At 64.9% G+C, this 25,802-nt stretch carries 26 protein-coding genes; 11 read left to right on the forward strand and 15 right to left on the reverse strand.

Features of this window, described 5'->3' with window-relative positions:
* The first annotated feature begins 25 nt into the window (after positions 1–25).
* From K2O50_RS23650 to lnt, 5 genes are all read left to right on the forward strand, one after another.
* Positions 26–571 carry a tetratricopeptide repeat protein gene (locus tag K2O50_RS23650; RefSeq protein ID WP_050707046.1) on the forward strand — a complete coding sequence of 182 codons (546 nt, stop codon included), beginning with the start codon at positions 26–28 and terminating at the stop codon, positions 569–571.
* A gap of 179 nt (positions 572–750) precedes the next feature.
* Positions 751–1,749 carry a PhoH family protein gene (locus K2O50_RS23655; protein ID WP_050707047.1) on the forward strand — a complete coding sequence of 333 codons (999 nt, stop codon included), beginning with the start codon at positions 751–753 and terminating at the stop codon, positions 1,747–1,749.
* Positions 1,742–2,215, forward strand: a complete 474-nt coding sequence (gene ybeY, locus K2O50_RS23660) for an rRNA maturation RNase YbeY (protein ID WP_050707048.1) — start codon at positions 1,742–1,744, stop codon at positions 2,213–2,215. The genes K2O50_RS23655 and ybeY overlap by 8 nt, the downstream gene beginning before the upstream one ends.
* Before the next feature lie 27 nt (positions 2,216–2,242).
* On the forward strand, positions 2,243–3,082 hold the full coding sequence (locus K2O50_RS23665; protein WP_050707049.1) for an HlyC/CorC family transporter: 840 nt from the start codon (positions 2,243–2,245) through the stop codon (positions 3,080–3,082).
* Between the two features lie 8 nt (positions 3,083–3,090).
* Complete coding sequence (gene lnt / locus K2O50_RS23670) at positions 3,091–4,608, forward strand: apolipoprotein N-acyltransferase (RefSeq protein WP_050707050.1); 1,518 nt, start codon at positions 3,091–3,093, stop codon at positions 4,606–4,608.
* Between the two features lie 152 nt (positions 4,609–4,760).
* On the opposite strand, the gene K2O50_RS23675 is transcribed toward lnt, so the two are convergent.
* Both K2O50_RS23675 and K2O50_RS23680 read right to left on the reverse strand, forming a co-directional pair.
* On the reverse strand, positions 4,761–5,522 hold the full coding sequence (locus tag K2O50_RS23675; RefSeq protein ID WP_050707051.1) for a YdcF family protein: 762 nt from the start codon (positions 5,520–5,522) through the stop codon (positions 4,761–4,763).
* Between the two features lie 125 nt (positions 5,523–5,647).
* The gene (locus K2O50_RS23680; RefSeq protein WP_050707052.1) at positions 5,648–5,962 is read right to left on the reverse strand and encodes a hypothetical protein; all 315 of its coding nucleotides are present in this window, start codon (positions 5,960–5,962) and stop codon (positions 5,648–5,650) included.
* Between the two features lie 240 nt (positions 5,963–6,202).
* On the opposite strand from K2O50_RS23680, the gene leuS reads away from it, so the two are divergent.
* The 5 genes from leuS (at position 6,203) to K2O50_RS23705 (ending at position 12,233) form a co-directional block, all read left to right on the forward strand.
* Positions 6,203–8,809: a leucine--tRNA ligase gene (gene leuS / locus K2O50_RS23685; protein ID WP_050707053.1), complete on the forward strand. Its 2,607-nt coding sequence runs from the start codon at positions 6,203–6,205 to the stop codon at positions 8,807–8,809.
* A gap of 62 nt (positions 8,810–8,871) precedes the next feature.
* The gene (gene lptE / locus K2O50_RS23690) at positions 8,872–9,477 is read left to right on the forward strand and encodes an LPS assembly lipoprotein LptE (RefSeq protein ID WP_050707054.1); all 606 of its coding nucleotides are present in this window, start codon (positions 8,872–8,874) and stop codon (positions 9,475–9,477) included.
* A 36-nt stretch (positions 9,478–9,513) separates the two neighbouring features.
* Positions 9,514–10,551 (forward strand): DNA polymerase III subunit delta, encoded by a 1,038-nt coding sequence (gene holA, locus K2O50_RS23695; protein ID WP_050707055.1) that lies wholly within the window; start codon positions 9,514–9,516, stop codon positions 10,549–10,551.
* 142 nt (positions 10,552–10,693) lie between these two features.
* On the forward strand, positions 10,694–10,858 hold the full coding sequence (arfA, locus tag K2O50_RS23700) for an alternative ribosome rescue factor ArfA (protein ID WP_050707056.1): 165 nt from the start codon (positions 10,694–10,696) through the stop codon (positions 10,856–10,858).
* Between the two features lie 61 nt (positions 10,859–10,919).
* Positions 10,920–12,233, forward strand: coding sequence for a lytic murein transglycosylase (locus K2O50_RS23705; protein WP_220689946.1), 1,314 nt, complete (start codon positions 10,920–10,922; stop codon positions 12,231–12,233).
* Positions 12,234–12,352: 119 nt separating this feature from the next.
* Here K2O50_RS23705 and K2O50_RS23710 read toward each other — a convergent pair whose 3' ends face one another.
* From K2O50_RS23710 to K2O50_RS23770, 13 genes are all read right to left on the reverse strand, one after another.
* Positions 12,353–13,291 (reverse strand): LD-carboxypeptidase, encoded by a 939-nt coding sequence (locus K2O50_RS23710; RefSeq protein ID WP_050707058.1) that lies wholly within the window; start codon positions 13,289–13,291, stop codon positions 12,353–12,355.
* A gap of 98 nt (positions 13,292–13,389) precedes the next feature.
* On the reverse strand, positions 13,390–14,406 hold the full coding sequence (gene lipA, locus K2O50_RS23715) for a lipoyl synthase (RefSeq protein ID WP_050707059.1): 1,017 nt from the start codon (positions 14,404–14,406) through the stop codon (positions 13,390–13,392).
* Positions 14,407–14,408: 2 nt separating this feature from the next.
* Positions 14,409–15,056, reverse strand: coding sequence for a lipoyl(octanoyl) transferase LipB (lipB, locus tag K2O50_RS23720; RefSeq protein WP_050707060.1), 648 nt, complete (start codon positions 15,054–15,056; stop codon positions 14,409–14,411).
* Positions 15,056–15,331: a DUF493 domain-containing protein gene (locus tag K2O50_RS23725; protein ID WP_011535839.1), complete on the reverse strand. Its 276-nt coding sequence runs from the start codon at positions 15,329–15,331 to the stop codon at positions 15,056–15,058. Before K2O50_RS23725 ends, lipB begins: the two co-directional genes overlap by 1 nt.
* 73 nt (positions 15,332–15,404) lie before the next feature.
* Positions 15,405–16,565: a D-alanyl-D-alanine carboxypeptidase family protein gene (locus K2O50_RS23730; protein WP_050707061.1), complete on the reverse strand. Its 1,161-nt coding sequence runs from the start codon at positions 16,563–16,565 to the stop codon at positions 15,405–15,407.
* Positions 16,566–16,830: 265 nt separating this feature from the next.
* On the reverse strand, positions 16,831–17,829 hold the full coding sequence (locus tag K2O50_RS23735; RefSeq protein WP_050707062.1) for a septal ring lytic transglycosylase RlpA family protein: 999 nt from the start codon (positions 17,827–17,829) through the stop codon (positions 16,831–16,833).
* Complete coding sequence (gene mltB / locus K2O50_RS23740) at positions 17,830–18,840, reverse strand: lytic murein transglycosylase B (RefSeq protein WP_050707083.1); 1,011 nt, start codon at positions 18,838–18,840, stop codon at positions 17,830–17,832.
* Positions 18,841–18,857: 17 nt separating this feature from the next.
* Positions 18,858–19,961, reverse strand: a complete 1,104-nt coding sequence (gene rodA / locus K2O50_RS23745; protein WP_050707084.1) for a rod shape-determining protein RodA — start codon at positions 19,959–19,961, stop codon at positions 18,858–18,860.
* 38 nt (positions 19,962–19,999) lie between these two features.
* Positions 20,000–21,898 (reverse strand): penicillin-binding protein 2, encoded by a 1,899-nt coding sequence (gene mrdA, locus K2O50_RS23750; protein ID WP_050707063.1) that lies wholly within the window; start codon positions 21,896–21,898, stop codon positions 20,000–20,002.
* 17 nt (positions 21,899–21,915) lie between these two features.
* Positions 21,916–22,383, reverse strand: coding sequence for a 23S rRNA (pseudouridine(1915)-N(3))-methyltransferase RlmH (rlmH, locus tag K2O50_RS23755; RefSeq protein ID WP_023631106.1), 468 nt, complete (start codon positions 22,381–22,383; stop codon positions 21,916–21,918).
* A gap of 9 nt (positions 22,384–22,392) precedes the next feature.
* Complete coding sequence (gene rsfS / locus K2O50_RS23760) at positions 22,393–22,824, reverse strand: ribosome silencing factor (protein ID WP_050707064.1); 432 nt, start codon at positions 22,822–22,824, stop codon at positions 22,393–22,395.
* 44 nt (positions 22,825–22,868) lie between these two features.
* The gene (gene nadD, locus K2O50_RS23765; RefSeq protein WP_028690384.1) at positions 22,869–23,528 is read right to left on the reverse strand and encodes a nicotinate-nucleotide adenylyltransferase; all 660 of its coding nucleotides are present in this window, start codon (positions 23,526–23,528) and stop codon (positions 22,869–22,871) included.
* Position 23,529: 1 nt separating this feature from the next.
* The gene (locus K2O50_RS23770) at positions 23,530–24,801 is read right to left on the reverse strand and encodes a glutamate-5-semialdehyde dehydrogenase (RefSeq protein WP_050707065.1); all 1,272 of its coding nucleotides are present in this window, start codon (positions 24,799–24,801) and stop codon (positions 23,530–23,532) included.
* A gap of 305 nt (positions 24,802–25,106) precedes the next feature.
* Between K2O50_RS23770 and K2O50_RS23775 the strand changes: the two genes are divergently transcribed.
* Entirely contained in the window at positions 25,107–25,799 is a 693-nt protein-coding gene (locus tag K2O50_RS23775; RefSeq protein WP_050707066.1) for a DNA-3-methyladenine glycosylase, read from the forward strand.
* Positions 25,800–25,802 lie beyond the last annotated feature (3 nt).

Consider the following 25,802-nt stretch of genomic DNA (forward strand, 5'->3'; position numbering starts at 1 on the left):
GCTTTGCAGAGGTAAGTCGATCCCCATGAACCGCACCGGCCGCGCCCTGACCCTGGGCTGCCTGTTGCTTCTTCAGCCCCTGCTGGCCCTGGCGGAGGGCGGTAACTCGTTGCTGATTCCAACGACGGGCCGCTGCACGCTCGATACCGCGCCCGAAGACCTGCAGAACGCCCTGAAGGCTTGCGAACAGACGGCGGAGTCCGGGGATGCCGAAGCGCAGTACGAGCTGGGCGAGTTCTACTACAGCGGCACGCCGCGCCATCTCGACAAGGCGCTCAAGTGGTTCGAGAAGGCCTCGCTGCAGGGCCAGGGCCAGGCCCAGTACCGTCTCGGCTCGATGTTCTTCCATGGCGAAGGGGTCAAGGCCAACAACGTGCAGGCCTACATCCTGCTCAAGATCGCCGCGGTCAACGGTGCCGAAGACGCCCTGGACATGGCCGACGAAGTTACCGAGCAAATGCCCCGCGACGAGCTCGAGCACGCCACCCAGGTGCTCGGCCAGATCTTCCGCAAATACCTGCTGGAACTGCAGAACGCCGAAGGTCGCACGCCCTTCTCGCCCCTGCCCTGAGCCGCCCCGGCCCCTGCACGGCCCACCGGCATCACAGTTTCGTCAACTTGCCCTGCCATGATCGGCACGCGGATCGGAAGCGTCGCACCGACCCTTGATCGTTTCAGTGCTTTCGCCACTGCCACTCAAGGGTTATTCTTGAGTTCACATTCATTGCCGTCGAGCGGCTAAAAACGACCTTGAACGCACCCATACAACCCCATCGCTTCATCCTCGAACCCTTCGAGGCCCATCGTTTCGCCAACCTGTGCGGCCAGTTCGACGAGCACCTGCGCCTGATCGAACAACGCCTGGCCATCGAGATCCGCAACCGCGGCAATCAATTCGAACTGATTGGCGAACCCAAGACCACCTCCGCCGCCGAACAGTTGCTGCGCCGCCTCTATCGCGAGGCCAAGGCCACCGACCTGTCGCCGGAAACGGTCCATCTCTATCTCCAGGAGTCGACGGTCGAGACCCTCGAGAACCCGGCGGTCAACGAAGTCAGCGTCTCGCTGCGCACGCGCAAGGGCAACATCCGCCCACGCGGCGTCAACCAGCAGCGCTACGTCAAGGAGATCCTGGCCAACGACATCAACTTCGGCATCGGCCCGGCCGGTACCGGCAAGACCTACCTGGCCGTGGCCTGCGCGGTCGATGCGCTGGAGCGCGAACAGGTGCGCCGCATCCTGCTGGTGCGCCCGGCGGTCGAGGCCGGCGAAAAGCTCGGTTTCCTGCCCGGCGACCTGGCCCAGAAGATCGACCCGTACCTGCGCCCGCTCTACGACGCGCTCTACGAGATGCTCGGCTTCGAGCACGTGGCCAAGCTCATCGAGCGCCAGGTGATCGAGATCGCGCCGCTGGCGTACATGCGCGGCCGCACCCTGAACAACAGCTTCATCATCCTCGACGAGAGTCAGAACACCACCCTCGAGCAGATGAAGATGTTCCTCACCCGCATCGGCTTCGGCTCGACCGCGGTGATCACTGGCGACATCACCCAGGTCGACCTGCCGCGTGGCACCAAGTCGGGGCTCGCCCATGTGATCGAGGTGCTCAAGGACGTCCCGGGCATCAGCTTCACCCATTTCCAGCCCAAGGATGTGGTGCGCCACCCACTGGTGCAGCGCATCGTCGAGGCCTACGACCGCTTCGACGCCCGTCAGGCCAAGCCCGAGGCACCCGGCAAAGATGCTTGAACTCGACCTGCAACGGGCCACGGACGCCGCTGCCCCCGATGACGCCGCTTTCCGCCGCTGGTGCGAGCTGGCCCTGCGCCAGCGCACGGCCGACTCCGAGATGACCATTCGCCTGGTCGACGAAGCCGAAGGCCGCGAGCTGAACCACACCTACCGGCACAAGGACTACGCCACCAACGTGCTGTCCTTCCCCGCCGATGTACCCGACGACCTGCTCGACATTCCGCTGCTGGGCGACCTGGTGATCTGCGTGCCGGTGGTCGAGCGCGAGGCCGCCGAACAGGGCAAGGCCCTCGAGGCGCACTGGGCGCACCTGGTCATCCACGGCTGCCTGCACCTGCTCGGCTACGACCACATCGAAGATGATGAGGCCGAGGAGATGGAAGCGCTGGAACGAGAATTGCTGGCGGAACTGGGTCATCCGGACCCGTACGCCGATGACGAAACCGAATCAATCACACACTGAACACTGCAAGGATCACGAGTAACCGCCATGAGCGAAGACCGATCGAGCAACGGGCAAAAGTCCTGGCTGGGTAAGCTGACCCAGGCTTTTGCCCATGAGCCGAAAAACCGCCAGGAGCTCCTCGAGCTGCTGCGCGAAGCCCATCAGAACAAGCTGCTCGACAGCGAAGCGCTGACCATCGTCGAAGGCGCCATCCAGGTCGCCGACCTGCAGGTGCGCGATATCATGGTGCCGCGCTCGCAGATGATCAGCATCAAGGCCAGCCAGTCGCCGCGCGAGTTCCTGCCGGCGGTGATCGACGCCGCGCACTCGCGCTACCCGGTGATCGGCGAAAGCCATGACGATGTGCTCGGCATCCTGCTCGCCAAGGACCTGCTGCCGCTGATCCTCAAGGAGAACGGCGACAGCTTCAACATCAAGGACCTGCTGCGCCCGGCCACCTTCGTGCCCGAGTCCAAGCGCCTGAACGTGCTGCTGCGCGAGTTCCGCGCCAACCACAACCACATGGCCATCGTCATCGACGAGTACGGCGGCGTGGCGGGCCTGGTGACCATCGAGGACGTGCTCGAGCAGATCGTCGGCGATATCGAGGACGAGCACGATGTCGAGGAAGACAGCTACATCAAGCCGCTGCCCAGTGGCGACTTCCTGGTCAAGGCACTGACCCCGATCGAGAACTTCAACGGCTTCTTCGACAGCGAATTCTCCGATGACGAGTTCGACACCGTCGGCGGCCTGGTGATGAGCGCCTTCGGCCACCTGCCCAAGCGTAACGAAACCACCGAAATCGGCGGCTACCGCTTCCGTATTCTCAACGCCGACAGCCGGCGGATACACTTGCTGCGCCTGACCCCGATCAACCGTTAAGGACGAAAATGCGCTGGATCACCCGCCCCGGCTGGCCCGGTAACCTGCTGGCCATGGCGGCCGGCGCTTCCACCCTCCTGGCCCTGGCGCCGTTCGACGTCTGGCCGCTGGCCATCCTGTCCATCGCCCTGTTCTACGCCGGCCTGCGCGAACTGACGCCGCGCCAGGCCCTGGGCCGTGGCTGGTGCTTCGGCTTCGGCCTCTATGGCGCCGGCACCTGGTGGATCTACGTCAGCATGAACACCTACGGCGGCGCCTCGCCGCTGCTGGCGATCGCCCTGCTGCTGGCATTCTTCGCCTGCCTGGCGTTCTTCTTCGCCTTGCCCGCCTGGCTCTGGGCACGCTGGCTGCGCCGCGACGAAGCGCCACTGGCCGATGCCCTGTGCTTCGCCGCCCTGTGGTTGCTGCAGGAGGCCTTCCGCGGCTGGTTCCTCACCGGCTTCCCCTGGCTGTACGCCGGCTACAGCCAACTTGACGGCCCGCTCGCCGGCCTCGCTCCGCTGGGCGGCGTATGGCTGGTGTCCTTCGTCCTGGCCTTGAGCGCGGCCTTGCTGTGCAACCTGCACCGCTTGCGTGAGCGTCGCTCGTTCCTGGCCATTGGCGTGGTGTTGCTGGTGGCGCCGTGGATCCTCGGCCTGGCCCTCAAGGACCACGCCTGGACCAAGCCGGCGGGCGACCCGCTGAAGGTCGCCGCCCTGCAGGGCAACGTCGAGCAGGACCTGAAATGGGACCCGGCGCACGTCAATGCGCAACTGGCGCTGTACCGCGACATGAGCTTCAGCTCGAAACCCGCCGACCTGCTGGTCTGGCCGGAAACCGCCGTGCCGGTGCTCAAGGACCAGGCCCAGGGCTACATCGACATGATGGGCACCTTTGCCGCTGAACGGCATTCGGCGCTGATCACCGGGGTGCCGGTGCGGCAGATGGTTCACCACCAACGCCGCTACTACAACGGCATCACCGTGGCCGGCGAAGGCGACGGCACCTACCTCAAGCAGAAGCTGGTGCCGTTCGGCGAGTACGTACCGCTGCAGGACATGCTGCGCGGCCTGATCGAGTTCTTCAACTTGCCAATGTCGGACTTCGCCCGAGGCCCCGAGGACCAGCCACTGCTGCAGGCCAAGGGCTACCAGGTCGCCCCGTACATCTGCTACGAAGTGGTCTATCCCGAGTTCGCCGCAAGCCTTGCCGCGCGCAGCGACCTGCTGCTGACCATCAGCAACGACACCTGGTTCGGCACCTCGATCGGTCCGCTGCAGCACCTGCAGATGGCCCAGATGCGCGCCCTGGAGGCCGGTCGCTGGATGATCCGCGCCACCAACAACGGCGTGACGGCGCTGATCGATCCGTTCGGCAGGATCACCGCGCAGATCCCGCAGTTCCAGCGGGCCGTGCTGTATGGCGAGGTGGTGCCGATGCAGCAGCTGACGCCTTACCTGCAATGGCGCTCGTGGCCGCTGGCGATTGTCTGCGTGCTGTTGCTGGGCTGGGCACTGCTGGCCGGGCGGATCGCCAAGACTGTCTGACCGACGAAGCCCCCCTGTAGGAGCGGTCTTGTGCCGCGAAAGGGCTGCGAAGCGGCCCCACGATCTGTGCATATACGCCAATACCCCGGGGCCGCCTTGCGGCCCTTTCGCGGCACAAGGCCGCTCCTACAGGGGGCCGTGTACGCAGGACATCAGTAGAACAACCGATACCCCAGCAACCCCACCGCCTCGTTCAGCAACTGCCCGCTCTGCCACATGGCCCGGCTTTCCGGCAGCAACCCCGCGAACGGTCGGGCATGATCGCGCCCGAGGAAGCCCACTGGCGCCGGCACCACCTCGAACCCAGCCCGCTCGAAGCTCCAGCGCGAACGCTGCATGTGCCAGGCCTGGGTCACCACCACCACGCGCCTGATGCCCAACGGCTGAAGTATCTTTGCACTGAACTCAGCGTTTTCCCAAGTGGTGCGACTGGCCTCTTCCTTCCAGGTGACCTTCACACCAAAATCAGCCTGCAAGCGTTCAGCCATCAATTGCGCCTCACTGGGTGGCACGCCGTAGTGCAGGCCACCACTGGTCAGCACCGGCAAACCCGAGGCTTTGGCCAACTGAGCGGCATAGCGCATGCGCTCCAGCGCCAGGTAACTTGGCTGGTCAGCGCCATCCCAAGCCGGATCACCCCGCTCGCGCCCCGCCCCGAGTACGACGATGGCATCAGCCTGGACCGCCAGGTCCGTCCAACCCTCGGTCGCGAGTGCCGGCTCGGTTTCGAGGGCTTGGGCGCCCCTTTGCACTGCCAGTGGCGTACTCATCAGCCACAGGCCGCCTAGCCCCACCGCGAAGCAGACAGCAGCCAGGCGAGGACGGCGGCGGCGCCACCACCAGGCAGCCAGCAACAGCAGTAAGAGAATGCCGGGCGGCATCAACCATTGTTTGACGAAAAAGCGAAACGGCATTGCACACCTCCATGGAAGGCATGCAGCCTAAGAGGATCGGCACCGGAGCTCAAGGGCATCCGGCGCCAATCAATACGTGCATTACGAAAACCGGCGCGTCGATCCGCGCCTGCAACCCTGAACGGCTATCGGGACGGCAACGTCCTGGAGCTGGCTGGGGTACCGGAGCGCTTGCGGTCCTTGAGCCAGACGATCCTGGCCGAGGACGGCTCCGGTTGCGGGTAGGCACCGGCACTGGCAAAACGGCCCTCCGGAAGGGATTCCAGGTAGGCCTTGATGACTTCGAACTCGGCATGGCTCAGGCCACGCAACTCCAGTTCGGCAGGCATCTCGTCGCGCAATCGCACCGAGGTTCTGGCCACTTCCAGTGCCAGGCCCAGACGGTCGATCAGGCGTTCGTATAGCTCCGGCTTGTTTGCGGTTAGTTGCGACTCTCCCATCCGTTCACCTCATTGAAGGTAAGAATATCTCCCCCCACAGATGAGCTTAGCGTCACTCGCAAAAGCGGCCGGATGCCGCGACCAACGGCCCGCGCGACGGGCGATGCAATCAGGGTTTCCCACGACGCGCGGCGCTCATGTATGCTACGGCGTTCACTCTCATAAGATACCGGAGTGCCGGACGCAGCGAGGTCGAGCTGCCTGGAACATGTCTCTTATTCCTCTCAATACAAAGTAGCCATGCACGAACAATACACGCCCCGTGATGTAGAAGCCGCCGCCCAGAATGCCTGGGACGAGCAACAATCGTTCGCTGTCACCGAACAGCCAGGCAAAGACACGTACTACTGCCTATCGATGTTCCCGTACCCGAGCGGCAAGCTACACATGGGCCACGTGCGCAACTACACCATCGGTGACGTGATCGCCCGCTACCAGCGCATGCTGGGCAAGAACGTCCTGCAGCCGATGGGCTGGGACGCTTTCGGCATGCCGGCGGAAAACGCCGCGATGAAGAACAACGTCGCCCCGGCCAAGTGGACCTACGAGAACATCGACTACATGAAGACCCAGCTCAAGAGCCTGGGTCTGGCCATCGACTGGTCGCGTGAAGTCACCACCTGCAAGCCGGACTACTACCGCTGGGAGCAGTGGCTGTTCACCCGCCTGTTCGAGAAAGGCATCATCTACCGCAAGAACGGCACCGTGAACTGGGACCCGGCGGACCAGACCGTACTGGCCAACGAGCAGGTCATCGACGGCCGTGGCTGGCGTTCGGGCGCGCTGATCGAGAAGCGCGAGATCCCGATGTACTACTTCCGCATCACCGACTACGCCGACGAACTGCTGGAAAGCCTCGACGAGCTGCCGGGCTGGCCCGAGCAGGTCAAGACCATGCAGCGCAACTGGATCGGCAAGTCCCGCGGCATGGAAGTGCAGTTCCCGTACGACCAGGCCAGCATTGGCCATGAAGGCACCCTGAAAGTCTTCACCACCCGTCCGGACACCCTGATGGGCGCGACCTACGTCGCCGTCGCCGCCGAGCACCCGCTGGCCACCCAGGCCGCCCAGAGCAACCCGGCGTTGCAGGCGTTCATCGACGAGTGCAAGAGCGGCAGCGTCGCCGAGGCCGACATGGCCACGCAGGAGAAGAAGGGCATGGCCACTTCCCTGTGCGTCGAGCACCCGCTGACCGGCGAGAAACTGCCGGTATGGGTCGCCAACTACGTGCTGATGCACTACGGCGATGGCGCGGTAATGGCCGTGCCGGCCCATGACGAGCGCGACTTCGAGTTCGCCCACAAGTACAACCTGCCAGTCAAGGCGGTGGTGCGCACCAGCGTCGGCGACGAAGTGGGCAACGAGTGGCTGGCCGCCTACGGCGAGCACGGCCAGCTGATCAACTCCGGCGAGTTCGACGGCCTGGACTTCCAGGGCGCCTTCGATGCCATCGAGGCCGCACTGATCCGCAAGGACCTGGGCAAATCCCGCACCCAGTTCCGCCTGCGCGACTGGGGCATCAGCCGCCAGCGCTACTGGGGCTGCCCGATCCCGATCATCCACTGCCCGTCCTGCGGCGACGTGCCGGTGCCGGAAGACCAGCTGCCGGTCACCCTGCCGGAGAACGTGGTGCCGGACGGCGCCGGTTCGCCACTGGCGCGCATGCCCGAGTTCTATGAGTGCACCTGCCCGAAATGCGGCACCGCGGCCAAGCGCGAAACCGACACCATGGACACCTTCGTCGAATCGTCCTGGTACTTCGCCCGCTATGCCTCGCCGAACTACGACAAGGGCCTGGTCGATCCGAAAGCCGCCAACCACTGGCTGCCGGTGGACCAGTACATCGGCGGTATCGAACACGCGATCCTGCACCTGCTTTACGCCCGCTTCTTCCACAAGCTGATGCGCGACGAAGGCCTGGTGACCTCCAACGAGCCGTTCAAGAACCTGTTGACCCAGGGCATGGTCGTCGCCGAAACCTACTACCGTGTCGCCAGCAATGGCGGCAAGGACTGGTTCAACCCGGCCGATGTCGAAATCGAGCGTGACGCCAAGGCCAAGATCATTGGCGCGCGCCTGAAGACCGACGGCCTGCCGGTGGAAATCGGCGGCACCGAGAAGATGTCGAAATCGAAGAACAACGGCGTCGACCCGCAGTCGATGATCGAAGCCTACGGCGCCGACACCTGCCGCCTGTTCATGATGTTCGCCTCGCCGCCCGACATGAGCCTTGAATGGTCCGACTCCGGCGTCGAGGGTGCCAGCCGCTTCCTGCGCCGTGTCTGGCGCCTGGCCCAGGCCCATGTGGCCCAAGGCCTGCCGGGCCAGCTGGACATCGCCGCCCTGAGCGACGAGCAGAAGGTCATCCGCCGCGCCATCCACGCCGCCATCAAGCAGGCCAGCACTGACGTGGGCCAGTACCACAAGTTCAACACCGCCATCGCCCAGGTGATGACCGTGATGAACGTGCTGGAAAAGGCGCCACAGGCCACCGCCCAGGACCGCGCCCTGCTGCAGGAAGGCCTCGAGGCCGTCACCCTGCTGCTGGCACCGATCACCCCGCACATCTCCCACGAACTGTGGAAGGCGCTGGGCCACGACCAGGCAGCGATCGACGCGGCCTGGCCAACGGTCGACGAAAGCGCCCTGGTACAGGACACCGTGACCCTGGTGGTTCAGGTCAACGGCAAGCTGCGTGGCCAGGTCGAAATGCCGGCCGCCGCCAGCCGCGAGGACATCGAAGCCGCCGCCCGCAACAACGAGAACGTCCTGCGCTTCACCGACGGCCTGACCATCCGCAAGGTCATCGTCGTACCGGGCAAACTGGTCAACATCGTCGCCAACTGATGGCAACGCCCGCCTGCACACCCTGCAGGCGGGCGTAATCGGTCCACGAGGGAGCAACACACATGATCAAACGCAATCTGCTGGTAATGGGCCTGGCTGTCCTGCTCAGCGCCTGCGGTTTCCAGCTGCGCGGCACCGGCACCAATGAGCTGAGCATCAAGGAGCTGGATCTCAGCGCCCGCAATCTGTACGGCCCAACCGTCATGCAACTGCGCCGCACCCTGGAAAGCAGTAACGTCAAGGTCTATTCGGGTGCCCCCTACAAGCTTGTTCTCACCAACGAGCAGGAAACCCAACGCGCTGCGACCTATACCGGCGGTAGCCGTTCGGCGGAGTACGAACTGACCACGGTGCTCAACTATGCACTGGAGGGCCAGAACGACACCCTTTTGCTGGAAGACAAACTGCAAGTACAGAAGTACTACATTCATGATGGCAACAACATCAATGGCTCCAGCCAGGAAGCCAATCAGGTTCGCGAAGAAATGCGCCGCGACCTGGTACAAGGCATGATGGCCAGACTGCAACAGCTGACCCCTGCGCATCTCGACGATCTGCAGCGCAAGGCCAACGAGCGCGCCGAAGCCGAAGCACGGGCCATGCAAGAAGCCCAGCGCATCCAGGACGAGACGCCCCAGCAGTCGCCACTGGAAGTCCCGGCTCCCTGAGCCTATCGGGGCACCTGAGGTGCCCCGCCTCTCCCCATGAAGCTCGCTCCCGCCCAACTCAACAAGCACCTGCAAGGCCAGCTGGCGCCCGTCTACATCGTCAGCGGCGACGACCCGCTGCTGTGCCAGGAGGCCGCCGACGCCATCCGCGGCGCTGCTCGCCAGCAAGGCTACGACGAACGCCAGGTGTTCAGCGCCGATGCCAACTTCGACTGGGGCAACCTGCTGCTGGCCGGTGCCAGCCTGTCGCTGTTCGCCCAGCGCCGCCTGCTGGAACTGCGCCTGCCCTCGGGCAAACCCGGCGACAAGGGCGCCGCCGCACTGATGGAATACTGCGCCAACCCGGCCGAGGACACGCTGCTGCTGATCAGCCTGCCCAAGCTCGATGGCAGCGCGCAGAAGACCAAGTGGGGCAAGGCCCTGATCGAAGGCACGCACTGCCAGTTCATCCAGATCTGGCCGGTGGACGCCCAGCAGTTGCCGCAGTGGATCAACCAGCGCCTGTCCCAGGCCGGCCTGTCGGCCCAGCGCGACGCCGTCGACCTGATCGCCGCCCGGGTCGAGGGCAACCTGCTGGCCGCCGCCCAGGAAATCGAGAAGCTCAAGCTGCTGGCCGAGGGCAACCAGATCACCGTGGAGACCGTCCAGGCCGCTGTCGCCGACAGCGCCCGCTTCGATGTCTTCGGCCTGGTGGACGCCATTCTCAATGGCGAGGCGGCTCACGCCCTGCGCATGCTCGAAGGACTGCGCGGCGAAGGCGTCGAACCACCGGTAATTCTCTGGGCCCTGGCCCGCGAGCTGCGCCTGCTGGCGGGGCTCGCCCAGCAGTTCAGCCAGGGGGTGCCGCTGGACAAGGCGTTCAGCCAGGCCCGGCCACCGGTGTGGGACAAGCGCCGTCCGTTGGTGAGCAAGGCCTTGCAGCGCCTCTCTGCACAGCGCTGGGCCATGCTGCTGCAGGATGCCCAGCGTATCGATGCGCAGATCAAGGGACAGGCCGAAGGCTCGCCCTGGACCAGCCTGGCGCGCTTGTCGCTGCTCATGGCCGGACAGCGATTGGCACTGCCTGCCGAGTAAAACCCATCGCGGGGCTCCCAAAGGCACTGTGGGAGCGGGCTTGACCCGCGATGAGGCCCGCCACCATAAACACAATCAATTGGCTCACGCAGCGCTACAGGCCTAAAGTGCGCCCGCCATCCACCCAGACCGGGAATCCACCATGAGCAAAAAGCCGAAAAAGCACGGCCCCAACAAGGCCAAGTCCATCATCGCCCAACCGCTGTTCCGCTGCCGCCAGGAACGACCGGAAAAAGGCAAAGGCAGCTACCGCCGCGAAGCCTTCCAATCGAGAGATTGGGAGGCTTCCTGCTTTATGGCGGCATGAAAGGCATGAAATGCGCAGGCATGGTATGGTCGGCACCTGACCTGCAATTCTGGATCTGTGCATGCCCTCTCGTCTCACTCTCCGCTGGCAACCCCGCCAGCTGATCGCGGCCACAAGCTTCATCCTGCTCGTCGCCTGCGCCGAGAAACCCACCGCCGCCGACGCCCTGCCGCTGGCGCCCGCCCAGCCCGCCCCCGTCGTCACCCTGCCCGGCACCGCGCCCGAGGCCAACGGTGAAATCCAGCCCCTGCAGACCTTCGCCCAATGGCAGGCCGGCTTCCGCCAGCAAGCCCTGCAAGCCGGTATCAGTGCCAGCCTGTTCGACCGCGCCTTCCTTGGCGTCACCCCGGACATGGACGTGATCAAGGCCGACCGCAGCCAGCCCGAGTTCGCCCGCCCGGTGTGGGAGTACCTGGACGGCGCCCTGTCGCCGCTACGCGTGCGCAACGGCAAGAAACTGCTCGAGCAGAACGCCGATCTGTTGACCCGCATCGAACAGCGCTACGGTGTCGATCGCCAGGTTCTGGTCTCGGTCTGGGGCATGGAAAGCAACTTCGGCCAGTTCCAGGGCAGCAAGTCGGTGATCCGCTCGCTGGCCACCCTGGCCTATGAGGGCCGCCGTCCGCAGTTCGCCCAGGACCAGCTGATCGCCGCCTTGCAGATCCTGCAGAACGGCGATATCCAGCCCGATGCGATGCGCGGCTCCTGGGCTGGCGCCATGGGCCAGACCCAGTTCATCCCGACCACCTACCTGACCCACGCCGTGGACTTCGACGGTGACGGCCGCCGCGACATCTGGAACAGCACCGCCGACGCCCTAGCGTCAACCGCGCACTACCTGCAGGCGTCCGGCTGGAAACGTGGCCAGCCCTGGGGCTTCGAGGTGCAGGTGCCTGCCGGCTTCGACTACTGGCTGGCCGATGGCAGCCAGCGCAAGAGCGTCAGCGAGTGGCTGCAGCTTGGCGTGAAACTGCCAGTCGGCACCACGCTGCCAAACGGCAGCAGCCAGCTGTCCGCCGCCCTGCTGCTGCCCGCGGGCGCCAAGGGGCCAGCGTTCCTGGTGCTGGACAACTTCCGCGCCATCCTCAAGTACAACAACTCGTCGTCCTACGCGCTGGCGGTGAGCCTGCTGGGGGATCGTTTCTCTGGATGGGGGTTCATTGCCGGCAGCTGGCCGAAAGAGGACCTGCCGCTGAGCCGCAGCGAGCGGATCGAGTTGCAGACCTTGCTCAATGCCAACGGGCATGAAGCAGGCAATCCGGATGGGATCATCGGCGCCAATACCCGCAAGGCGATCCGCAATGCGCAGCAGGCCCAGGGCTGGCCGGCGGATGGGTATCCGACGCACAAGTTGCTCGATAGCCTGCGTCGCTAAAAGCTCAGGGGGGCGCTTCGCGCCCCTTTCGCGGCACAAGGCCGCTCCTACAGGAGATTGCGATCACCTGTAGGAGCGGCCTTGTGCCGCGAAAGGGCTGCAAGGCAGCCCCGGCAATCTCAAACCCTAAACAGATCCTGCAGTAACACCAGACTCTGCTCTTCAGCATCCAGTCGCACGCTAGCCCCCAATGGCAAGCACACATTCGGATCACAATGCCCGCTGCGCCACCCGGCCAGCACCGGCACCCCGAGCGGGCCGAAGATGTCCAGCAGCAGCGGCGCCATCGCCGCCACCGTGATCCCGGCAAAGTCCCCCACCAGCACCCCTCGTACCCCCTCCAGCTTGCCGGCCAGGCGCAGGTGGCTCAGCAACCGGTCGACACGGTAGAGTGGCTCGTTGACGTCCTCGATGAACAGGATGCTGTCCTGGGTGTCGACTTCCGCCAACGTCCCCAGCGTGGAGCCTAGCAGCGACAGGTTGCCACCGACCAGACGCCCGCTGGCAATCCCGGGCACCACACTGGTGAGCGGGAACTCGACAGGATGGTCAATCGCATCACCCGCCCCCAGCCGCCCCCGCAACTGCGCGAACAGTGAGCTGACCGTGGGCTCGAACTTGCCCCCCAGCAGGTCGGCATTGAGCATTGCGCCATGGAAGGCCAGCATCCCGGCATGTCGGTTGAGCGCCGAATGCAGGGCGGTGATGTCGCTGTAGCCCACCAGCGGCTTGGGATGGCGCCGGATCAGTTCGAAGTCGATGCGGTCCAGCAGGCGCATGCTGCCGTAACCGCCGCGCATGCACAGGATGGCGTCGATGTCCGGGGCGCTGAATGCATCGTGCAGATCGCGCAGGCGCTGCTCGTCGCTACCGGCAAGGTAACCATCCGCCTGCAGCACCCCAGGGTAGATGCGGCACTGCTGGCCACGGTCTTCGAACCACTGACGGGCCTTGTCGGTATCCAGACGCGCCGGCCCAGCCGGGGCAACGATGGCGAAACGAGCGTTGTCAGGCAGGGCCTTGGGCAACAGGTACTCGGCAGTTTCCAGGCAATTCATCGCGCCACTCCTTGCAGCTTGTCGCTTGAAACTTGTAGCTCAAAAAAATGCCGATGCCGCCTTCCGGCGCGCATCGGCATGTCCCGCTCAAGCCCGGTTCAGAGCTTGATCTTGGCTTCGTGAGCCTGCTGGTCGGCGTGGTACGACGAACGCACCAACGGGCCGGAGGCGACGTTCTTGAAGCCCATCTTGTAACCTTCCTCGGCGAACCAGGCGAAGGTGTCCGGGTGCACGAAGCGCTGTACCGGCAGGTGGTTGCGCGACGGCTGCAGGTACTGGCCGAGGGTCAGCATGTCGATGTCGTGCTCGCGCATGCGGTGCATGACCTCGATCACCTCGTCGTCGGTCTCGCCCAGGCCCAGCATCAGGCCGGACTTGGTCGGCACATGCGGGACCATCTGCTTGAACTTCTGCAGCAGGTCCAGCGACCAGTCGTAGTCCGAGCCCGGACGCGCGGCCTTGTACAGGCGCGGCACGGTCTCGAGGTTGTGGTTGAACACGTCCGGCGGGGTCTGCGCGGTGATTTCCAGCGCCACGTCCATGCGCCCACGGTAGTCCGGCACCAAGGTCTCCAGCTGGACACCCGGCGACAGCGCGCGAATTTCGCGGATGCAGTCGGCGAAGTGCTGGGCACCGCCGTCACGCAGGTCGTCGCGGTCCACCGAGGTAATCACCACGTACTTCAGCCGCAGGTCGGCGATGGCGATGGCCAGGTTCTTCGGCTCGTCCAGGTCCAGTGGCTTCGGACGACCGTGGCCGACGTCGCAGAACGGGCAGCGACGGGTGCAGATGTCGCCCATGATCATGAAAGTCGCGGTGCCGCCGGAGAAGCACTCGCCCAGATTCGGGCAGGAGGCCTCTTCGCACACACTGTGCAGCTTGTGCTTGCGCAGCAGTTGCTTGATGCGGTCGACCTCCGGCGAAACCGGGATGCGCACACGAATCCAGTCCGGCTTTTTCGGCAGCTCTTCGGTGGGGATGATCTTCACCGGGATGCGCGCCACCTTCTCGGCGCCGCGCAGCTTCACGCCGGCCTCGACTTTCTTCGGCGCAGGGCGTGGGGTCACGTCTTGCGTGGGGATCAGGTTCGGCACGGCTTCTTGCACAATTGTCATAATCAGTCGATTCCGCCCGTGAGGGTCGTCTGCTCAGCATAGTCGAGGTGCCTGACCAGCTGTCCGCGCAGCCTTGTCCTGACCTCGTCGAGTTCGATCGGACCTGCCAGGTCGCGTAGCTGGGTCATGGCCAGCCCCGCATACCCACAGGGGTTGATTCGGCGGAATGGCGCAAGGTCCATGTCCACGTTCAGGGCAAGGCCGTGGAAGGAACGACCGTTGCGGATTCGAAGGCCAAGGGACGCGATCTTCGCGCCATCGACGTAGACGCCCGGGGCATCGGGCTTGGCCACCGCCTGCACGCCGTAGCTGGCGAGCAGGTCGATGAGCGTCTGCTCGATGCGGCTGACCAGCTCGCGCACGCCGATGCTCAGGCGCCGCACATCCAGCAGCAGGTAGGCCACCAGCTGGCCGGGGCCGTGGTAGGTGACCTGGCCGCCGCGGTCGGTCTGCACCACCGGGATTTCCCCCGGGATCAGCAGGTGCTCGGCCTTGCCGGCCTGGCCCTGGGTGAAAACCGGCGGGTGCTCGACCAGCCAGACTTCGTCCTGGCTGTCCGGGCCGCGTTGCTCGGTAAAGCGACGCATGGCCTCCAGCACCGGCTCATAGGGCTGCAGGCCAAGATCGCGAATACCGAGCACGCCGGACATCACAGCACCATTTTCACGATGCCGGTGGCACGCAGGGCACTGTTGATGTCGTGCAGCTGGTTCTCGCTCTCGGCAACGATATGCAGTTGCACCGTGGTGTACTTGCCTTCCTTGCTCTGGCGCTCGGCCAGGGTCGACAGATCGACCTTGGCGTGCTTGCTGAGGATCTCGATCACGGTGTCGCGGAAACCGACAACGGTGTCGCCGATCACCTTGATCGGGTAATCCTCGCAGGGGAATTCGATCTTGTGCGACTTGACGTCTTCTTCGCTCATGGCGGAAACGGCCTCGTAAGCCGTGGCAGCAACATCGCCCCCGCCTGGTTCACGGGGGCGTGCAGGTCACGTATCAGTTGAACAAACCGTAGAAGAACAGGCGGATGCTATCCCACATACGGCCGAAGAAACCAGCTTCCTCCACGCCGTCGAGGGCGATGAGGTCAGCGCTGTGAATCACTTTCTCGTCCAGTTTGACTTCCACTTTGCCGATCACGTCACCTTTGGCGATCGGAGCGGTCAGTTGCGGGTTCATGGTCATCGAAGCCTGGAGGCGCTTCAATTGGCCTTTAGGCATGGTCATGGTCAGGTCGTTGGCCAGGCCGGCTTTCACCTGGTTGGTCGCGCCTTTCCATACCTGGGCCTGGGTCAGCTCGGTGCCTTTCTGGTAGAAGGTCTGGGTTTCGAAGAAGCGGAAACCGTAGGTCAGCAGCTTCTGGGTCTCGGCGGCGCGGGACTGCTCGCTGTTGGTGCCGAACACCACGGCGATCAGGCGCTGGCCGTCACGCACGGCCGAGGCGACCATGCAGTAGCCGGCTTCGTCGGTGTGACCGGTCTTCAGGCCGTCGACGGTCTTGTCGCGCCACAGCAGCAGGTTGCGGTTCGGCTGCTTGATGTTGTTCCAGAAGAACTCTTTCTGCGAGTAGATGGCGTAGTGCGCCGGATCTTCGTTGATGATCGCGCGCGCCAGCAGGGCCATGTCGTGGGCCGACGAGTAGTGCTCCGGGTTCGGCAGACCGGTCGGGTTCATGAAGTGGCTGTTGGCCATGCCCAGGTCGGCGGCGGTCTTGTTCATCATGTCGGCGAAGGCGTCTTCGCTGCCGGCGATGTGCTCGGACAGGGCGACCGAGGCATCGTTGCCGGACTGGATGATGATGCCGTGCAGCAGGTCGCTGACGGTGACCTGGCTGCCGACCTTGATGAACATGCGCGAACCACCGGTGCGCCAGGCGTTCTCGCTGACGGTGACCGGGTCGTTCTCGCCGATCTGGCCGCGGCGGATGTCCAGGGTGGCGATGTAGGCGGTCATCAGCTTGGTCAGGCTGGCCGGCGGCAGGCGCTCGTCACCGTTGTTCTCGACCAGCACGTTGCCGCTGGACGCGTCCATGAGTACGTAGGACTTGGCGGCCAGTTGCGGTGGTGCCGGCATCATCTGCTCCGCTGCGAAGGCAGCGGGCATGATCATCAGCAGAACGGGCAGGCAAAGTCGTTTGGCAAGGTTGGTGATGTTCATCCGTCTCTCGTAAATCGCTAATGGTCTGATGTTCCGTGGGCAAGTTCGTTTGCCCAGCGCCCCGTCAGTCTAGTTTTATGGCCGGTGGCCTGGCCCGACAGTGCGACGTAATGCCGCTGCGGGCAAAAGCGGGCATTGTACATGTCATTGCCCGGCAATTCATGAACAAACCGACAGGTCGGCGTGTCGGTTCATCGCGGGGCAAGCCCGCTCCCACGTCCCGCCTTGCAGATGGCGTGGGAGCGGGCTTGCCCCGCGGTTGGTCTCAATCAGTGACGACCTTGGCCTGGCCGAGATTGGCCAGGCGAATGCTGTCCTGCGCCTGCTGGATCTCACCCTGGCTGTTGATCGGCCCCAGGCGCACCCGGTGCAGGGTCTGCTGGTTACGCACCACGGAGCTGATGAACACCGGCGCGCTGACCATGGTGCTCAGCTTCGAGCGCAACAACTCGGCGGCGTCCGGGTTGGCGAACGCGCCCACTTGCAGGATGCTGCCACCACTGGCGTTCGGCACATTGTTACCGCCCACCTGCACCGGCACCACCGGCGCCGCGTGCTGCTGCGGTGGCGGAGTCCACTGCTCGACCCGGCCGGTGCTGGCGGCGATCGGCTGGGCCTGGGCCACCTGCGGCTCCTTGAGCACCATCGGCGGCTGCTGGCCACGCTGGGCCCACCATTGCTGTGGGTCGATGCCCTCGACGCGCACATGGGCGGTCCCGATCTCTGCATAGCCGAGCTTCTTCGCCGCAGCGTAGGACAGGTCGATGATACGGTCGGAATAGAACGGGCCACGGTCATTGACCCGCAGGATCACGCTGCGGCCGTTGGCCAGGTTGGTCACCCGTACATAGGCCGGCAGCGGCAGGGTCTTGTGTGCCGCGCTCATGCCGTACAGGTCGTACAGCTCGCCGTTGGCGGTGTTCTGGCCGTGGAACTTGGTGCCATACCACGACGCGGTACCCTCGGCGCGGTAGTTGCGCGAGTCCTGCATCGGGTAGTAGGTCTTGCCCAGCACCGTGTAGGGGTTGGCCTTGTAGTTGCCGGTGTGCACGGTCGGCGTGGCGTCGGGGATCTTGTTGACGTCCACGTCCCACCAGGGCGCGCCGTCCTTGTGCGCACGGTTGATGTCCAGGCCCGGCTGCGCACGCACGGTGTTACCGCTCTGCGGGGTGGAAGGCCGGCTCGACGAACAGCTGGCCAGCACCAGGCCGACGGCGACGCAGGTCAGCAGTTTTGCGGTATTGATGGTGAAGAGTTCGCGCATTTACTTGACGCCCCGTGCCAGAACCAGCTGTTCGGAAAGCTGATGCACCGCCATGGCATACATCACGCTGCGGTTGTAGCGAGTGATCGCATAGAAGTTCTTCAGGCCCATCCAGTACTCGGGGCCATCCGCGCCTTCCAGGCGGAAGGCCGTGACTGGCAGATCATCGCGCAGCGCATCATGACCCGACCAGCCCAGCGCCCGCAACTGCGCGACCGTCCTGGTCGGCTCGATACCGGTGGTCAGGCCTTCGTCGGCCCGCTCGCCGGCCACGCTGGCGCGGCTGACCACAGGTTCCCCGGGTACCCAGCCGTGGCGCTTGAAGTAGCTGGCGACACTGCCGATGGCATCGTCCGGGTTGTTCCAGATATTGATGTGGCCGTCGCCGTCGAAGTCCACGGCATAGGCGCGGAAGCTGCTCGGCATGAACTGCGGCAGGCCCATGGCGCCGGCATAGGAGCCTTTGAGCGTGAGCGGATCGAGCTGCTCCTCGCGGGCCAGCAGGAGGAACTCGCGCAGCTCCTTGCGGAAGAATTCGGCCCGTGGCGGGTAGTCGAAACCGAGCGTGGACAGGGCATCGATGACCCGATAATTGCCGGTGTTGCGGCCAAAGAAGGTTTCCACGCCGATGATCGCGACGATGTACTGCGCCGGCACGCCGTATTCCTGCTCGGCACGGGCCAGCACGGCCTCGTGCTGGCGCCAGAAGTCCACACCGCGGGCGATTCGCGCGTCGGTGATGAACATCGGGCGGTATTCCTTCCACGGCTTGACCCGCTCGGCCGGCCGCGAAATCGCATCGAGGATCGCCTGCTTGCGCTGTACCTCGCGGAACACGCCCATCAGCTGCTCACCGGCGAAGCCGTAGTCGCGGGTCATCTCGCCAACGAACTCGGCCACCTGGGGCGAGCCGTCGTAGTCGCCGGCATTGGCCTGCTGGATTGCGCCGAACAGCCCCATCGCGCCGAACCACGGCGCCAGGCGGGCAGCCCAGCCACGCACTGCTTGCATGAAATTCTTCACCTTTTTCAAACCTGTGCAATCCATTTGCGGTGCGTATGGATCGACATCAGAACGCCAAACGCTGACAGCAGCGTCACCAACGAAGTTCCGCCATAGCTGATGAAGGGCAGCGGCACGCCCACCACGGGCAGGAGGCCGCTGACCATACCGATATTGACGAACACATAAACAAAGAAGGTCATGGTCAGGCTGCCCGCGAGCAGCTTGCCGAACAGGGTCTGGGCCTGGGCGGTGATCACCAGTCCGCGGCCGATCAACAGGATGTAGATCAGCAGCAGCAGGCAGATGCCGACCAGGCCGAACTCCTCGCCGAGCACGGCGATGATGAAGTCGGTGTGGCTTTCCGGCAGAAAGTCCAGGTGCGACTGGGTGCCCAGCAGCCAGCCCTTGCCGAACACTCCGCCCGAACCGATCGCCGCCTTGGACTGGATGATGTTCCAGCCGGTGCCCAGCGGGTCGCTTTCCGGGTCGAGGAAGGTCAACACTCGCTGCTTCTGGTAGTCGTGCATGACGAAGAACCACATCGCCACCGCCACCGGCACCGCTGCGGCGATCACGCTGACGATCCAGCGCCAGCGCAGCCCGCCCATGAACAGCACGAAGGCGCCGGAGGCGAGGATCAGCAGCGCCGTGCCCAGGTCGGGCTGGCGCACGATGAGGATGAACGGCACGCCGATCAGGACCAGGCTGATCGCCACATGCTTGAGATGCGGCGGCAAGGTGCGCTTGGACAGGTACCAGGCGATGGTCGCCGGCATGATGATCTTCATGAATTCCGAGGGCTGGAAGCGGATCACCCCGGGAATGTTGATCCAGCGCGTCGCGCCCATGGCGTTGTGGCCCATGACGTCGACCACGACCAGCAGGAACACCCCGGCCAGGTAGGCCAGCGGCACCCAGCGCGCCATGAAGCGCGGCTCGAGCTGGGCGATGATGAACATCGACACCAGACCGATACCGAACGAGCTGGCCTGCTTCATCAGCAGGTCCCAGTTCTTGCCGCTGGCCGAATAGAGTACGAACAGGCTGCCGGCGGCGAGCGTCAGCAGGATGAGCAGCAGGGGACCGTCGATATGGATGCGCTGCAGGAAGCTGGCGCGCCTGCGCATCACGTCCTCGCTGGAGAGCATGCGGTCGAAGTTGTTCTTCACGGGGCCGATTCCTGGGCGACTGTGGCGGGGGCGAACTCGGGCTTGAGCCGGCCGCTCTCGTCAAGCAGCCAGGCATCCATGACCTGGCGCACCACGGGGGCGGCGACGCCGGAGCCGGACTCGCCGTTCTCGACCATCACCGAGACCACGATCCTCGGATCGTCGGCCGGGGCGAAGGCGACGAACAGCGCGTGGTCGCGGTGGCGTTCCTGGAGTTTGTTACGGTCGTACTTCTCACCCTGCTTGATCGCCACCACCTGGGCCGTGCCGCTCTTGCCGGCGATGCGGTACTGCGAGCCGATGGCGGCCTTGCGCGCGGTCCCGCGGGCGCCATGCATCACCTGCTCCATGCCGTGAGTGACCCTGGCCCAGTCCGACTTGTCGCGCAGGACGATGTTTTCCATGGGGTTCTCGTCCACCGGGGGCTGGCCTTCGATGGTCTTGGCCAGGCGCGGACGGTTCCACACGCCTTTGTTGGCAATCAGCGCGGTGGCCTGGGCCAACTGCAGTGGCGTGGTCTGCATATAGCCCTGGCCGATGCCGAGGATCAGGGTTTCGCCGGGGAACCAGGCCTGGCGGCGCGTAGCGCGCTTCCACTCACGGGACGGCATCAATCCGGGCGACTCTTCGAACATGTCCAGGGCGACCTTCTGCCCGATGCCGAACTTGTTCATGTAGCTGGACAGCCGATCGATCCCCATCTTGTGCGCAAGATCGTAGAAGTACGTGTCGTTTGACCGCATGATCGCCACATCCAGGTCAACCCAGCCATCGCCGGTGCGGTTCCAGTTGCGGTATTTGTGATCGTAGTTGGGCAGTTGGTAGTAACCCGGGTCGAACACCCGGCTGCCTGCGGTCACCACGCCACTGTCGAGACCGGCGATCGCCACCGCCGGCTTGATGGTCGAGCCGGGCGGGTAGAGGCCGCGCAGCACGCGGTTGAACAGCGGCCGGTCGATCGAATCGCGCAGTTCGGCGTAAGCCTTGAAGCCGATGCCGGTGACGAACAGGTTGGGGTCGAAGCTCGGCTGGCTGACCATCGCCAGCACCTCGCCGGTGCGCGGGTCGAGGGCCACGATGGCGCCACGGCGTCCGCCCAGCGCCTGCTCGGCGGCTTCCTGCAGCTTGATGTCCAGGCTCAGCACGATGTCCTTGCCAGGCTTCGGATCGGTGCGTTTGAGCACTCGCAGCACACGGCCACGGGCATTGGTCTCGACTTCCTCGTAGCCCACCTGGCCATGCAACTCGTCTTCATAGAAGCGTTCGATGCCGGTCTTGCCGATGTGGTGGGTGCCGCTGTAGTTCACCGGGTCGAGGGTCTTGAGTTCCTTCTCGTTGATCCGCCCGACATAGCCCACCGAATGGGCGAAATGCGCGCCCTGGGGATAGTGGCGGACCAGCTGCGCCGCCACTTCCACGCCGGGCAGGCGGAACTGGTTGACCGCGATGCGGGCAATCTGCTCCTCGTTGAGCTCGAACAGGATCGGCACCGGCTCGAATGGCCGGCGCCCCTGCTTCATGCGCTTCTCGAACAGGGCGCGGTCGTCAGGGGTGAGCTCGAGCACTTCGACTATCACATCCAGCACGTCCTGCCACTTGCCGGCGTTGCCGGCGCGCTCGCGGGTCATCACCAGGCTGAAGCTGGGGCGGTTGTCCGCCACCACCACGCCGTTGCGGTCGAAGATCAGCCCGCGGGTCGGCGGGATCGGCTGCACATGCACCCGGTTGTTCTCCGACAGCGTCGAGTGATAGTCGTACTGGATGACCTGCAGGTAATACAGCCGGGCGATCAGTACGCAGACGAGCAGCACCACCGCCACGGCGCCCACGACGACGCGGTTGCGCACCAGGCGGGCGTCTTTCTCGTGGTCCTTGAGGCGGATCTGCTGCGGCATCGGACAGGCTTACAGGTTCATTTGTGGTAGGGATGCCCGGACAGCACGGTCCAGGCGCGGTAGATCTGCTCGCCGATGAGTATCCTTACCAACGGGTGCGGCAACGTCAGCGGCGACAGCGACCAGCGCTGTTCGCTACGCGCGCAGACTTCCGGCGCCAGCCCTTCCGGGCCGCCCACCATCAGGTTGACCGTACGCGCATCCAGGCGCCAACGGTCCAGCTCGCCCGCCAGTTGCTCGGTGCTCCAGGGCTTGCCATGGACCTCGAGGGTGACGATGCGTTCCCCAGGCTGCACCTTGCTCAGCATCGCCTCGCCCTCCTGACGGATCAGGCGGGCGACATCGGCGTTCTTGCCGCGGGTGTTCAGCGGGATTTCCACCAGCTCCAGCGCAAGCTCCGGGGGCAGGCGCTTGGCATACTCATGCCAGCCTTCCTCGACCCACTTGGGCATGCGCGAGCCGACCGCGATCAGACGCAGACGCACGGCGCTTCCTTATTCCCGGTCTTTGAGCTTGTCGGTGAAGTAGTCGCTGGCGTTTTCCGGACTGTGGTGCTTGGCATCGGCGGCACGGCTCTGCTCGGCACCCAGCCACAGGCGCTCCAGGTCGTAGAACTGGCGGGCAGCGGCGGTCATCATGTGCACGATGACGTCGTTCAGGTCCAGCAGGACCCAGTCGCTGTCGCCCTTGCCTTCTTCACCCAGGGGTTGCGCACCCTCTTTCTTCACCGCTTCACGGACCTTTTCCAGCATCGCGTTGATCTGGCGATTGGAGGTACCGGTGGCAATGATCATGTAGTCGGTCAGGCTGTGCTTTTCGCGCACGTCGATGACCTGGATGTCCTGGGCCTTGACGTCTTCCAGGGCGCTGATGGTCAGTTTGACCAGCTCTTCGCCACTGATGCCATTGATTTTCTGCTTGCTCATATAAAACTCGTTCAACTCATTAAGTGAGGCGCCCATGGGCGCCGTCAGTTGGACACACGATACAGGTCGTGCGCCTCGATATAGGCCAGTACTGCGTCCGGCACCAGGAACCGCGCCGACTTGCCGCTGGCCAGCAGCTGTCGGATCTGTGTGGCGGACACCGCAAGCGGGGTCTGCCAGACGAACGAAATGTGCCCCGCCGGGCCGGACATGGCGGTGGGATCGCTCTCCGAGCGCGCCGCCAGCAGGTTGCGCAGCGCGTCGGGGGGTTCGACATCGGCATCCGGGCGTTGCAGCACCAGGATGTGACAGTGTTGCAGCAGTTCTTCCCAGCGATGCCAGCTGGGCAGGCCGCAGAACGCGTCCCAGCCCAGCACCAGGAACAACTGGTCGTGCGCGTGCAGCTGCGCACGGATCGATTCAAGGGTATCGATGGTGTACGACGGCTTGTCGCGGGCCAGCTCGCGGTCATCCACGCTCAGGCGTTCGACGCCCTGCACGGCACTACGCACCATGGCCAGGCGGTCCTGGGCCGACACCTGCGGCGTGTCGCGGTGCGGCGGGCGGGCGTTGGGCAGCAGGCGCAGTTCGTCCAGGCGCATGAACTCGGCCACTTCCAGCGCACTGCGCAGGTGGCCGATATGCACCGGGTCGAAGGTTCCGCCGAGAATGCCGATGCGCCGGACTGCGACCGCGTTGCTCAACTCAGCACGACTCCTGGCCGCGCAGCTGGCCGTCGCCGATCACCACATACTTCTCGCAGGTCAGGCCTTCCAGGCCGACCGGGCCACGGGCGTGCAGCTTGTCGGTGGAGATGCCGATCTCCGCGCCCAGGCCGTACTCGAAGCCATCGGCGAAGCAGGTCGGGGTGTTGAGCATGACCGACGCCGAGTCGACCTCGGCGATGAAACGCCGGGACTGCCCCTGGTGCTCGGTGATGATCGAGTCGGTGTGGTGCGAGCCGTAGTGGTTGATGTGCTCGATGGCCTGCTCCAGGCCGTCGACAACGCGGATCGACAGGATCGCGTCGAGGTATTCGGTGTGCCAGTCGTCTTCGCTGGCCGGCTTGGCGTCGATGATCGCCCGGGTGCGCTCGCAGCCGCGCAGTTCGACGCCCTTGTCGTGGAAGCGGCGGGCCATTTCCGGCAGGAAGCGCTCGGCCACGGCCTGGTCCACCAGCAGGGTTTCCATGGCGCCGCAGATGCCGTAGCGGTAGGTCTTGGCGTTGAAGGCCACGCGCCAGGCCTTGTCCAGGTCGGCATGGGCATCGACGAAGACATGGCAGATGCCGTCCAGGTGCTTGATAACCGGCACCCGGGCGTCGCGGCTGATGCGTTCGATCAGGCCACGGCCGCCGCGCGGGACGATCACGTCGACGAACTCCGGCATGCTGATCAGCGCACCCACGGCCTCGCGGTCGGTGGTCTCGACCACCTGCACCACCGCCGGCGGCAGGCCGGCCTCAGCCAGGCCGCGCTGGATGCAGGCGGCGATGGCGCGGTTGGAGTGGATGGCCTCGGAGCCGCCGCGCAGGATGGTGGCGTTGCCCGACTTCAGGCACAGGCTGGCGGCGTCGATGGTCACGTTGGGGCGCGATTCGTAGATGATACCGATGACCCCCAGCGGCACGCGCATCTTGCCAACCTGGATGCCCGACGGGCGGTAGCTCATGTCGCGGATGGCGCCGACCGGGTCCGGCAGGCTGGCCACCTGGCGCAGGCCGGTGATCATGCCGTCGATGCGTGCCGGAGTAAGCGCCAGGCGGTCGAGCAGCGCCGGTTCCAGGCCGTTCTTGCGACCGTTGGCCAAGTCCTGTTCGTTGGCTGCGGTGAGCGCGTCGCGGGCTGCGTCGAGGGCATCGGCGGCGGCCTGCAGAGCGCGGTTCTTCTGCGCGGTGCTGGCACGGCCGATCACCCGCGAGGCCTCACGGGCGGCGCGACCCAGGCGGGTCATGTAGTCAAGAACGGACTCGGTCATGGGCTCGGTGTCTTGGCAAAGGGGAAATCGGCTGATTATAACTGGAGCGCTCGGGTACGCCCAGCGGCGGGTGGCGGATGGTCGAAAATGGTGGGGGGAATGTGTTGGAAAGATGTAACGACCCGTATCAGCATTTCCTGCGCCTGATCCGGCCCTTTCGCGGGTAAACCCGCTCCCACAGGCTCTGCGCATAACCTGTGGGAGCGGGTTTACCCGCGAAAGGGCCAATCACCGACCTGGCGATTCAGCCTCGATTAAGCCATTCATTGCTATCATCGCCGCCTCCACAGCCACGAACCGCGCGTATGTCCGTCCCAGCCCCCTGCCCGGCCCGGGCCTTGCCCGACAGCTTCTTCGACCGCGACGCCCAGACCCTTGCCCGCGAACTGCTGGGCAAGGTCATCCGCCATCGCCAGGGCGATCTCTGGCTGGCAGCGCGGATCATCGAGACCGAGGCCTACTACCTGACCGACAAGGGCAGCCACGCCTCCCTCGGCTTCACCGAGAAGCGCAAGGCGCTTTTCCTCGACGGCGGGCACATCTACATGTACTACGCCCGTGGCGGCGACTCGCTGAACTTCAGCGCCCAGGGCCCGGGCAACGCGGTGCTGATCAAGTCCGCCTACCCCTGGACCGACGCCATCTCCGACGTCAACAGCCTGGCCCGGATGCAGCTGAACAACCCCGATGCCAGCGGCAACCTGCGTCCACCCGAGCGCCTGTGCAACGGCCAGACCCTGCTGTGCCGGGCCATGGGCCTGAAGGTGCCGCACTGGGACGCCCGGCGCTTCGACCCCGAACGCCTGTACGTCGAGGACTGCGGCATCCCGGTGCCACGGGTGATCCAGACCACCCGCCTGGGCATCCCCCACGGCCGCGACGAACACCTGCCCTACCGCTTCGTCGATGCCGACTACGCGCGCTTCTGCACCCGAAACCCGCTGCGACGTGGCCAGGTCGAAGGGAAAGACTTCTTCATGCTCGAACAAGGAAACTGAACC

Origin of the sequence: Pseudomonas sp. 2hn (assembly GCF_019646095.1) — a bacterium.
Classification (GTDB): domain Bacteria; phylum Pseudomonadota; class Gammaproteobacteria; order Pseudomonadales; family Pseudomonadaceae; genus Aquipseudomonas; species Aquipseudomonas peradeniyensis.